Genomic DNA, 11,720 nt, shown 5'->3' on the forward strand with positions numbered 1-11,720 from the left:
TTTGGAGAAATCGATACCGAGATCGATTGCAGGGATGATTGATTCCATGAAAAAGCCTCCTTGAATAAAGGAATTATCCCAAGGAGGCGGTCGAGAAAATACCCGTCTTTTATTTGACGCTTACGTTCAGACCGGCCATGAAGACACCTGGAAATCCGTCTTTACCGAAGGCCAGTCCTGGACCATTTCCATCGACGCCGCACCGACGATCTGGAAAAACTACAACATGCTTGCCGGTATGGGCGACAACACCTTCGCCATGCGTTTCCGTGAAGGCTATTATGACTTCCACATTTACGACGGTAGTGACTGGCAGCCGATTGAATACAAGATGTCGGATGCTGAAAAAGCCGACACGCTCAACAAGCAGCACAACTACACGGCCGTCTTTGATGCCGACGCCCACAAGATCATCGTCTTCATCGACGGCGTCAAGAAAGCCGAAAAGACTCTGACAGAAGGCGCGTACCCGCACTATTCCGGCTACAACTTCACCCTGGGTGCCTGCCCGTCCACTGGACGCGACAGCGACGCCAAGTTCGCATCCGTAAAAGTCTTCTCCGAAGCGAAGAACGGCGAAACGCTCGCATCCGCAAAAGCGTCCGATGCGTCCACCGTCCTCTGGATCGACAACACCAGTGAAGACACCCCGCTCTTCTCTGCGGATGAAAACCCGACCATTACCGCAGCAGCCCTGAATTCCGATGCCGATACCCTCGACGCCGGCAATTCCATGGACTTCACTCTGTCGGTTACTCCGGCTGACGCGAAAATCTTCTCTGCCGACTGGACCGTTACCGACGAAAGCGGCAAGGAAATCAGCGGCGCACTCGTTTCCGGTACAGGCGCGAACGCACAGCTTCTGACCGCAAACAAACTGGATGACGGTACCGTGCTGATCGTCAAGGCCAGCAAAATTAACGGCACCGATCTGTCCGCACAGAAATCCATCACCATCCATTCTCAGTCCTCCACTGTGGCCGATGACCTTGGTCCAAACGATCTGGATACACCGCTCAACCACACCGCAGAACTCGACGAAATGGACGGCAAGACCGTCATGATCGGCGGCATGGATCTCAAGGATCCAAACAAGAAAGTTCAGAACGCCATCGCAAACGGCAGCTTTACCGTTTCGAGCTGGCTCTACGTTCCAGAAGCCCTCAAGTCTTCCGAAAGCGGGAGCTGGGAATCCGGCAGCAATAAACGCGAGAAATACAGCACCATCTTCTCGCTTGGCGACAACACCTTCTGCCTGCGCTTCTACCAGAATGCCGGCAAGACCGGTACCGCGGTTCACACATACGTGAAGTCCACGGACGGTGAATGGTACCAGGCAAGCGGCGATGATGTCGAAGACAGCTTCTTCAACAAGTGGCATGAAATCTCTGCCGTTTACGACAGTACGAACCAGACTCTGACCGCCTATATCGACGGCGTCGCCACCGGCGATCCAGTCGATGTGAACGGCAGCGTATCCGCCAGCGAAGCGCTGACCCCATCCATCGGCTACATGGCCGACAAGCCAGACCGCAAGTCGGAAATGGGCTTCTCGAACATCAAGGTTCTCTCTAAAGCCCTGAGCGCTGACGAACTCAAAGCGCTGTCTGCTGGTACATCGGATGCCGACAATGAAAACGTTGTTCTCTGGCTCGACTTTGCGGCCGACGAAATCAGCAGCGCCAGAAATGCACTGAACGCACAGCTCAACATCGCAAAAGATCTGAAGAGCGAAAACTACACAGAGGCTACCTGGAGCGCCTTTGAAAGCGCCAAAGCGGCAGCAGAATCCATCAACGGCACGTACGCTACCGCAGAAAACGTAAACAAAGCCGCTGCAGACCTGAGAGCCGCCATCGCCGGACTTGAAACCGTTGATGAGCTGGAAACATTCGATCTCACGCTTCTGCAGGCCGCCTGCACCAAAGCTGCAGAACTTGACCTCTCTGAATTTGGCACCACAGGCAAAAACGCCTTCAGCAGCGCCAAAGCCTCTGCTGATGCCGCTCTGGAGCATCCGACAAGTCAGAAAGCCGTAGACGAAAAAGCAGCCGCACTCAGCAATGCGATGCTCGCTCTGCGCAAGACTCCATCCAGCGAAAAGCTTCCTAAGTAATCAAAGCTTCTCGTCGAATCCGATTTACGCCATCGGCATTGGCCAGAAACAAACCTTTGACTGGTACGATTTAACAACCCATCGATCCCTGCGTTCCTGTTGTGGAGGGCAAGCCAGAGCAGGGACCGGCGATCGTCCATCCGTTTTGCGAAGAAATCCCTCCCATTCAATGCCTTCTTCCCTCTCGTTCTGTCGGGCAAAACAGAACAGAGAATGGAATGCACCCAGGACGTATTTCTTGTCTTCAAACCAGTCTGCAGAACGTCTCGATCCCTGCGGATCCAGAGACGGACTGCCTGAAACGAAATCAAAGGACAGACCACACCGTCCTTACAGAACATACGGGCAAAAAGCTGCCGGAAGAGTTCTTTCTTCCGACAGCTTTTCTTTTGTCTAGTCAGACCATTTTCACCAGACGGTTTGCACAATTGGATTCAACATAGTTAGTCTGGACAAATTCCGTTTGACGTACATTTCAATTAGCTTATACTAAACGCTGTTAGTTAAACCTAACTATTGCCGAACGTTCTTGCAATTCCCAGCTGAAAGGAGAATCCATGATGCCTTTATCCCTTTGTGACAAGGACACGCCCCTGCAGATCGCCAAGATCACAGGCGGCGAAAAAATGCGTACCCGGCTTGCCGAGCTTGGCTTTTTTCCGCAGGCGAAACTCGTCGTCCGTCAGAAAATCGCAGAAAATCTGATTGTAGAAGTGAAAGGAACCCGTCTGGCGATCGATGCGTCGATGGCCAGACGCATTCTGATGGAGGAATGCCCCCAATGACTCTGAATGAATTTGCCCCTGGTCATACGCTTCGCATTGTTCGTCTTTGCGGAACGGGACCCGTCAAGCGCCGCATTATGGACATGGGACTGACCAAAGGCGTGACCGTCTATATTCGAAAAGTGGCGCCCCTTGGCGATCCTATGGAACTGAATGTGCGCGGCTATGAGCTCTCTTTGCGAAAAGCCGATGCAGCCATGATCGAAGTCGAGGAAATTTCCGACAGGGCCCGCGGAAAGGAGAAAAACGCATGAAGACAATCGCACTCGCCGGCAATCCCAACTGCGGCAAAACGACTTTATTCAACCAGCTCACCGGTGCGCGCCAGTACACCGGCAACTGGCCTGGCGTAACGGTGGAAAAGAAAGAAGGTCCGCTCAGAAACGATTCTTCCATTCGCCTTCAGGACCTTCCAGGCATTTATTCCCTTTCCCCCTACAGTCTGGAAGAAGTCGTCTCGCGAAGCTACCTGCTTCAGGAAAAGCCGGATCTGCTTCTGAACATTGTCGATGGAACGAGTATCGAACGTAATCTGTATTTAACGACCCAGCTGCTTGAACTGGGAATTCCGGTAATCCTGGCCGTTAACATGGCCGATCTGGTCCGGGCCAGCGGCGACACGCTCGATCTGCAGAAGCTTTCCCAAAAGCTGCACATTCCGGTAATCGCCATTTCCGCTCTGAAAAAAGAAGGACTGGACGAACTGGAAAAGCTCCTGCATCAAATGCCTTCCCAGCCCGAACCTCTCGATCTGTACAGCGCGAATGTACAGGCAGCGCTTGAAAAAATCGAAGCGATTCTTGCCCCGAAAACGGATACGCAGACCCGCTTCTGGTATGCGGTTAAAGTCTTCGAAAACGATGAACGCGTTCTGAACGAACTGAAGCTTTCAAAGGCACAGACGGCAGAGATTCAGGCCATTCGCAAAGAGATCGAAACGGCAATGGATGATGACTGCGAATCGATCATCACCTCTCAGCGGTATGACGCGATTGCTCGAATTCTTACAGACTGCTTTACGCGAAAAGCCCGGAAATCAGATCTTACCCTCTCCGACCGGGTCGACCGGATCGTGACGAACCGCTGGCTCGCGCTTCCCATTTTCATTTTGATCATGTATATCATCTATACGATTGCGATGGGCAGTACGGCGGTTTCCATTGGTACTATGGGAACCGACTGGGTCAATGACGTTCTTTTTGGAGAATGGATTCCAAATGGCGTGGAAAACCTGCTCGTCTGGATGCATGTCAATCCAGTGCTGGCTTCTCTGATTCAGGATGGAATAATCAGCGGCGTCGGCGCGGTTCTCGGCTTTGTGCCGCAGATTCTCGTTCTGTTTTTCCTGCTTTCCATTCTTGAAGACTGCGGCTACATGGCGCGCGTGGCGTTCATCATGGACCGCCTGTTTCGGCGGTTTGGTCTGTCTGGAAAAAGCTTTATCCCGATGCTGGTTGCGACGGGATGCGGCGTTCCGGGCATTATGACCAGCCGTACGATTGAACAAGACCGGGACCGGAAGATGACGATCATGACGACCGGCTTCATTCCCTGTTCAGCCAAAATGCCGATTATCGCCCTGTTTGCGGGTGCGGTATTCGGCCAGAGTTCTCTGATCGCCGTGAGCGCATTTGTGATCGGCATCGCCGCCGTGGTCTGCTCCGGAATCATCCTGAAAAAGTTCAAGGCGTTTGCGGGAGAACCGGCGCCGTTTGTCATGGAACTGCCGGCTTACCATATGCCGACGCTGCGCAATATTTTCTCATCGACCTGGGAGCGGGGCTGGTCCTTCATCAAGCGGGCCGGTACGCTGATTCTTGCTTCGGCGATCGTGCTCTGGTTTTTACAGAGCTTTGGCTTTGAGAACGGACAGTTCGTCATGGTCGAAGACAACAACGTTTCCCTGCTGGCGTCCATCGGCCGTTCGATCGCCTGGATTTTTGCACCGCTTGGCTGGATCGGAGACATGGCCTGGAAAGCCACGGTAGCGACATTTACCGGCCTCATTGCCAAGGAAGAAGTCGTCAATACGTTTGGGGTGCTGTACTCCGCCGGGCCCGTGGCAGAAAACGGAATGGAAATCTGGACGGCGATCGCAGCCGACTTTTCGGCCCTCGCTGCCTGGAGCTTCATGATTTTCAACCTGCTCTGCGCCCCCTGCTTTGCGGCCATGGGCGCCATCAAGCGCGAAATGAACAATACAAAATGGACGCTCGCATCGATCGGCTACATGTGCGTCTTTGCCTATTCCATCGCGCTGATGGTGTATCAAATCGGCGGCCTGATCACCGGCGAAGTGGCCTTTAACGTCTTCAGCCTTGTCGCTTTTGCCCTTCTTGGGCTGCTGATTTACCTGCTGTTTCGAAAAGGCTATGAGGCGCGTAATCGGGCGCTTCCTGTGGAAATTGCCCTGGAAAAGCGATAACGCTGAATAAGCGCATCCCCTCCTCTGCCCTGAAGGCAAGACGGAAAACGGGATGCGCTCCTGCTTAATTAAAAACTGGAAAGGAGAAACACGATGTCCATTGGCGACTGGATTGTGACGCTTGGATTGGGCGCCATCGTATTCTGTATACTCTGGGGCGCACTTCATCAAAAGAAGACATCCTGCAGCGGAGACTGCGCGCACTGCTCCCATCATGTGGACTGGATGCAGATCCGAAAGGAAATTCATGCTGAAGACGGCTGTGCGAAAAGCGTCGCATCGACCCGCGCAGACCCAGGCAAAAAAGCCGTCCGTTCATCTTGAAGCGGATCGTTCCGCTCTTCTTCACCCTGGGCCGTTTCTTCAATACTTTCTGCTTCTTCTGTCATTTTACGCCCCGCTCCTTTCAAAGCCGGCGCTGCTTCAGCCGCCGGCTTTTTCTTTGCCCAGAAGGCGCCCGAAATTTTAAGGCGTTTTAAAACCGTGTGTCCGGCGTTTCCAGGCTGGCCGACAAAAAGAAGCCCCATATGTCCCTGAAAAGGGGCATACAGAGCTTCATAGAGGTCAATTGAGCTGGAATGACTTGTACTTGCATAGCTTAGGCGGTTTATAGCCAGGATCCGCGCGCTTTACGTGGGAATCACGACGTCATCGTCATAAGCATTCAGGCGGACTAGCCATCTGGCCGCTGTGCTGCTGCGCTTAGTCGAGATCTTCGAGCTTGGAAGCGACAGGTTTGAGACGAAGAGCGAGTACCGCGTTGTTGATTTCAGCGGCTTTCTCGTTGATCATCTGCTGCGTAGCGGTTCCAGCCAGAACCTGGCTGCGCAGGTCAGAAACCGTTGCGGCTGCGTTCTTGACTGCATTGGAAATTTCCTTGTAGTCCATTGCATGCGCGTTAGCTTCTGCAGCTTTGCCGGCTGCAAGTTCGAGATAGCTCAGATCCACATCGAGCGAAGCACGCTTGCTGGCATCAAGCCAGAGAACGGTACTCTCATTGTCTGCAGTAAGGCCGGTTTTCGCTTCATCAGCGCTCAGAGCCTTATTGAAGAGACGAACAGAGACGTACTTCGCATCGCCGATACGATCCGTGTTCTGCGGGTCGATGCCGATGCAAAGCTGCTGGGCTTCGTTTACCGAGCTTGCGATGTCTACCTGGCCGACATTCTTTGTCGTATGGAGTTCGCCATCGTAGTAGATGGAGAGCGTTCCTTCCGTGTAGTCATACATCGCGGTAATGCGGTGCTGCTTGCCGACGAAATTTGCCTGTTCTTCGCTGGTGAAACCGGTGCTGTCGTTTGTGTCCGTCGCATACCAGCTGCTTCCGTTGGAAATGTGGAAGGAGAGGTTGGCATTCTGCTGACGGAGCGTGGTCAGATAGTCGCCTTTGGAAAGCAGAGTTTTCTGTCCGGACATGGTTGTCGGAATAATCACGGTTTCCATCGTCCAGGATTTGCCTGCCGCAAAGACAGGAGCAATCACGTCGTTGTGACCGAGGTACGCGTAGCCGCCAAAGGCTTCGGTGCCGTCGGCTTCACGCGCGAATTTCATCGTATCTTCCAGAGGTACGTCGAGATGGTTTTTTGACTGGTCTTTCAGAACGCTGATTTTGCCTACGAAGGCTTCGACTTCCGCAACGATTCCGCTGACTTTGGTCTTGTTGTCTTCGGTGATCTTCGCTTTTACAGAATCTGGCAGAGCGTCGTATTCCGCTTTGAGCGCCTTAGCCTCGTCAAGCTGAGAAGCCTGAGCCGGCAGGAACGCGGTGATCTTTTCGTTCATCGCGTCTGCGGCGTTCTCAACGATATCTTCGGTGGTCAGAATCTGTGCGTTGTGGAACGTATGGTATTCGGTAGAAATGTCTTCTTTGGTTTTTGCGACTGGAACCAGAGTGAATTCCCACTCGTAAACCTGGTTTGGCAGACGGTATTCTGCGCGGGTGCCTTCCCCGCAGGTGGCGCCGCCGGTACCCTTGGATCCGTAGTTGATGCCGATTACGGTATCCTTCATCGGTGTCAGTTCGTACGGATGGCTGGCTGCGTTCATCTGTTCTGGGGTGAAGTGCAGAGCACTGGTCTGAACGGTGTTCTTAGCGACAACGAGCAGGTCGGTATCGCTGTTTGTCGAGGAGACGCGCATCCAGCGGGTGCCTGGATACATACCGGTGTCATCGACTTTGATGTACGGGTAGAAGTTTTCCGAAACGGTCTTGGAGAAGGTTGTCGCACGAGCGGATGTCATACGGTCAAGGAGCGTTTCATCCGGTCCGTCCGCATACCAGCTGACGTTTTCGTATCCTTCCGGAAGAATCATGTTCGAGCCGACCATGATGTAGTTGCCCATGGTGGTGTTTGTCGCATCGCTCTTCATGTGCATCGTTACGGCACCGCTGCCGTCGATCGTGTAGACGATGGTCACTTTCGCATCCTGCGCGCTTGGCAGAGTCAGAACGGCGGTAATGACGTTCTTGCCGTTTTCCACAGCAGCTGTTACTTCCGCTGTGGCGTTATTCATGGCATTTCTCCAGTTGTGGTCGAAGATGGAATCGCCTTCGCGCTCATCGTTTTCGGTCAGGCAGCGCCAGAAGTTCGGTTTTGGACCTTCCTTAATGACAGTGTCATCGCCGTAAACGTAGTTGAGCATCTGACCGCTCGTCTTATCGATATCAAAGGAGAAGCCGTTTCCAGTAACGGTGAATTTGGTATCGTCCGGAGTAACCGTTACCGGGTTCGTATTGGCTGCTGCCTGATACTGTGCCTGGTCGGTTGGCAGAACAAACTGCGCGTAAGACAGTTCGTGGCCGGCTTTGGCCCAGTCGGTGTCGTTTTTCAGTTTTGCACGTACGTTGAGCAGATATTCGCATCCGTCCTTGAGCTCTGGGAATTCATACGGAACGGAAATTTCCTGCGTTTCGCGTCCTTCAATGCTTGGTGTAACTACCGTTCCGCTCTTAACGACTTTGCCGTCTTCAAGAACTTCCCATTCCACATCGTATTCGTTGAAGTTAGCGAAGTTGTTTTCGTTGTAGACGGTGACTTTCTTGGACAGCAGCTGCATTTCCGTCGCGGTGAACCAAAGGTTCTGGTACTGGAATTTGACTTCGTTCAGTTCCGGCTGCGGGTCGCGGTTGGCGGAAACCAGACCGTTTGCGCAGAAGGAGTTGTCGTTTGGAACATCGCCCCAGTCGCCGCCGTACGCCAGGAAGTGTCCTTCGGCTTCCTCTGGATAAATGCCGGCATGCGCGCCTTCGGTACTGTAGTAATCCCAGACACTCGTATCCTTATCAGTCAGCTGTGTGGTTTCCTTGTCCGCATAGTCAACCCAGAGGACTACAGAGTCATCGCCTTTGCCGATGGCCGGCTCTGCGGAGTGCTGGCCTCTGACTTCGTCCGCCGTGAGGGCCTTGTTATAAATGCGGGCAATGGAAATGTCGCCGTTGACGCGGCGCAGATTGACTTCGGTCTGTGCGCCTACGCCCAGCTGGTAACTGGTGTTTTTGATGGTGATGTTGCCTGTGGACTTGGTGTCGCCGTATTTTTCTCCGTTGATGTACAGATTTACGGTGCCCTTATCGTAGGTCACGGTCAGATGCTGCCAGTTGTTGGCCCAGTTTTCCGGGATCGGCCAGGTTACGCTTCTCCAGGTACTGTCGTAAACGTAGAACTCAATCTGGTTGGACTTGTTCGTCTTGAGCGCTACCTGCGAGTCGCCCTTGGTCAGATACACATCATCGCTGGCCACGGATTTTGGCTTCACGTTGACTTCGAGCGTGAACGTACGGTCCGCGCCGCTGAGGGTTTCATCGATCTTATCGTTCTGGTCGATCAGAAGGTAGCCGCTGAAGGCTGCGCCGCCGTTGAGGGTTTTGCTGCCGTCCAGGCCGGTCTGCAGATCCTTCCGTTCACCTTCGGCTGTACCGGTGAGGTTATGCTGGGCTTCCTTGAAGTTCCAGCCAGCGAAGAAGTCGCTGAGGCTCTTGTAGCGTGACTGGTCTACCCAGTCCCAGACAAAGGCGCCGGCCATGTTGTCTGCGGAGCGGATGACATCCCAGTAGTCGGAAATGTGTCCGGTCGAGTTGCCCATCGAGTGAACATACTCGGTCAGAACGTAAGGAATCTTGCCTTCGCCGGCATAGTACTTAATGCCGTCTACGCCAGTATACTGTTCGCCGTGCAGATCGCCGCCCATGTCAGGGCCGAACGATTCAAACAGAACCGGACGGGTCGGGTCTTCTTCCTTGAAATAGCGCATCGCATCGCGGAAGACGTAGTTGCCGTCGTCGAGTTTATACGGTCGTGCAGTTTCGTTTCCTAAAGACCACATCACGACGGACGGATTGTTTTTCAGACGTTCAAACGCCGTTTCTTCACGGTCCATGATGACGTTGTAGAATTTTGCTTTGTAGCGCGAGGCAATGCCAGACTCGCCGCCCAGCCAGCCGTCGGACATGAAGCAGTGGGATTCCACGTTTGTTTCGGCCATGATGTACAGGCCCCAGCGGTTAGCCAGCCAGTACAGGTAGTCGTCGTTGGAATAGTGAGAGGTACGGATCGCGTTGATGTTGTTCTGCTTCATCAGGCTCAGATCGGCTTCCACCGATTTCATCGGGGTGGCTTTGCCGTAAACCGGATCGGAGTCGTGACGGTCGGTACCTTTGAGCAGCAGATTTTCACCGTTGATCTTGATTGGATCCCACTTCGTCGTGGTGGTCCAGCCATCGTCATCGGTCTGGGTATGCGTGTATTCGATTTCGCGGAAACCAAGCTGTGTGGACAGCGTTTCGACAACATTTCCGTCGGCATCTTTCAGATGCAGAACGAGCGCATACAGGTTTGGATGTTCGGAACTCCAGAGTTTTGGATTGTTGACGCGGGAAGTAATCTGAACGATGCCTTCCTCGCCGGCGTTTACAGATACAGCCTGGCTGATATCTGTGGCATTGGCCTGAATGTTCGTACCGTCTTCGTCATAAACGGCCAGATCCACGCTCCAGTTTTCAAGATTGGAAGACGAAAGGTTGCTTACATCCATCTTCACTTTCAGATCGGCATTGGTGTACGTCGAATCGAGATCGGTTTCCACTTTGTAGTCCTTGATCTGGGCGAGCGGTGCGGAAGTCAGGAAGACGTCGCGGAAAATACCGCCGTCATAAATCATGTCCTGGTCTTCCATCCATACGGCGTCGGAAAATTTCAGAACTTTAACCGCCAGGAAGTTATCGCCTTCCTGCAGGTAATCGGTGATATCAAATTTGTGCGGCGAGAAAGTATCTTCGGAATAGCCGACTTCATGGCCGTTGACATACACGTAATACGCAGACTCAACGCCCTGGAAGTTAATGTACACGCGGCGGCTGTCATCGAGCATGCCTTTTTTGAGTGTGAAGTTTTTGCGGTACATGCCGACCGGATTGTAGTGGGTCGGAGCGGCAGGCGCCAGGTTTGGCGAGGTGCTGTCGCCGTATTTGGTCTGCCATGGAATGGTCTGGTTGGTGTAAATGGAGAAATCAAAACCCTGCATCGTCCAGGAACAGGGGAGCGTAACGTCTTTCCATGCATCATTGGAGAACTCTTTACTGGTGAACCCGTTTGCGCCTTCAAATTTTTCGGCGGCTTCCGGATTCTGAACCACATTGAGCTGCCATGTCTCGTTGTCTCCTGTCAGCATCTGCATGTAGTCCGAATTTTCTCTGGCCTTGTATTCAAAGGCACTTTTTCGTGCGGATGCGTCGTCCTGGAACGGAACGATCATGGTCGAAGCATCTTCCCGATTCACGCCAAAGGTGTCGACATAGTTTTCAGTCTTGCCATCGACGGTGTAATCGGTACCGCTCCACTCCATCCCTGTGAATTTAGAAGCGGCAGGATCCTGTGTAACGGAATCGTTTGGCTTCAGATCGCTGGCTCGTTCGCCCTGAGCAGCAATCGGAGTCGCAGCCAGGAAAGCCTGCGCGGCTAAAACACCAGAGAGGAGCTGAGCAGTCAGTCTTCTCTTATTCATACTGTTTCAATCCTTTCTCTTTCCTCTTCTGCCGGTTCGGGCAGAATGAATCACTTAGATTATATTGGTCTTCACGGTGTCGATTCAATGTTTTTTGAAAGCACTTTCCTCTTTTTTTGATTCAGTTCAGTCCGTTTGGCGATTCGTACACGTGTTTTATTTTATATTCGCCGTGTATTTTAAAGGATTAGAATTTGTCAAGATCCATTTCTTTCTTTCTGTTGGAAACGCCCGTCTGCAGATGTTTGCTTTTGGGATACGAATTTGAGGTAAGTGTCAAACAATCGACGGGTATACGCGAGACTGAATATTAGATACGCTAAACGGGATCCCTTTCGAGATCCCGCTTGGCGTATTTTTTATTCTTCATCGTTTTCTTCATACTTCGGATCCG

At 52.7% G+C, this 11,720-nt stretch carries 6 protein-coding genes; 5 read left to right on the forward strand and 1 reads right to left on the reverse strand.

Annotated elements, in window-relative coordinates; translation table 11 throughout:
* The first annotated feature begins 64 nt into the window (after nt 1-64).
* From Afil_RS09765 to Afil_RS09785, 5 genes are all read left to right on the forward strand, one after another.
* The gene (locus tag Afil_RS09765) at nt 65-2,116 is read left to right on the forward strand and encodes a LamG-like jellyroll fold domain-containing protein (RefSeq protein ID WP_367614415.1); all 2,052 of its coding nucleotides are present in this window, start codon (nt 65-67) and stop codon (nt 2,114-2,116) included.
* 557 nt (nt 2,117-2,673) lie between these two features.
* Nucleotides 2,674-2,901 (forward strand): FeoA family protein, encoded by a 228-nt coding sequence (locus Afil_RS09770; RefSeq protein WP_230268373.1) that lies wholly within the window; start codon nt 2,674-2,676, stop codon nt 2,899-2,901.
* Nucleotides 2,898-3,155: a FeoA family protein gene (locus tag Afil_RS09775; protein WP_230268374.1), complete on the forward strand. Its 258-nt coding sequence runs from the start codon at nt 2,898-2,900 to the stop codon at nt 3,153-3,155. The genes Afil_RS09770 and Afil_RS09775 overlap by 4 nt, the downstream gene beginning before the upstream one ends.
* Nucleotides 3,152-5,326, forward strand: a complete 2,175-nt coding sequence (feoB, locus tag Afil_RS09780; RefSeq protein ID WP_230268375.1) for a ferrous iron transport protein B — start codon at nt 3,152-3,154, stop codon at nt 5,324-5,326. The genes Afil_RS09775 and feoB overlap by 4 nt, the downstream gene beginning before the upstream one ends.
* Before the next feature lie 93 nt (nt 5,327-5,419).
* Nucleotides 5,420-5,650, forward strand: a complete 231-nt coding sequence (locus Afil_RS09785) for a FeoB-associated Cys-rich membrane protein (protein WP_230268376.1) — start codon at nt 5,420-5,422, stop codon at nt 5,648-5,650.
* A 378-nt stretch (nt 5,651-6,028) separates the two neighbouring features.
* Here Afil_RS09785 and Afil_RS09790 read toward each other — a convergent pair whose 3' ends face one another.
* Nucleotides 6,029-11,326, reverse strand: coding sequence for a glycoside hydrolase family 2 TIM barrel-domain containing protein (locus Afil_RS09790; RefSeq protein WP_230268377.1), 5,298 nt, complete (start codon nt 11,324-11,326; stop codon nt 6,029-6,031).
* Between the last annotated feature and the right edge of the window lie 394 nt (nt 11,327-11,720).

This window comes from Allobaculum fili, from assembly GCF_020969955.1.
In the GTDB taxonomy this organism is placed as follows: Bacteria; Bacillota_I; Bacilli_A; order Erysipelotrichales; family Erysipelotrichaceae; genus Allobaculum; species Allobaculum fili.

Excerpts from the sequence above, each read along its gene's own strand:
- Afil_RS09770 (WP_230268373.1), top strand. The coding sequence starts at position 2,674 with ATGATGCCTTTATCCCTTTGTGACAAGGACACGCCCCTGCAGATCGCC.
- Afil_RS09775 (WP_230268374.1), top strand. The coding sequence starts at position 2,898 with ATGACTCTGAATGAATTTGCCCCTGGTCATACGCTTCGCATTGTTCGT.
- feoB (WP_230268375.1), top strand. The coding sequence starts at position 3,152 with ATGAAGACAATCGCACTCGCCGGCAATCCCAACTGCGGCAAAACGACT.
- Afil_RS09785 (WP_230268376.1), top strand. The coding sequence starts at position 5,420 with ATGTCCATTGGCGACTGGATTGTGACGCTTGGATTGGGCGCCATCGTA.
- Afil_RS09790 (WP_230268377.1), bottom strand. The coding sequence starts at position 11,326 with ATGAATAAGAGAAGACTGACTGCTCAGCTCCTCTCTGGTGTTTTAGCC.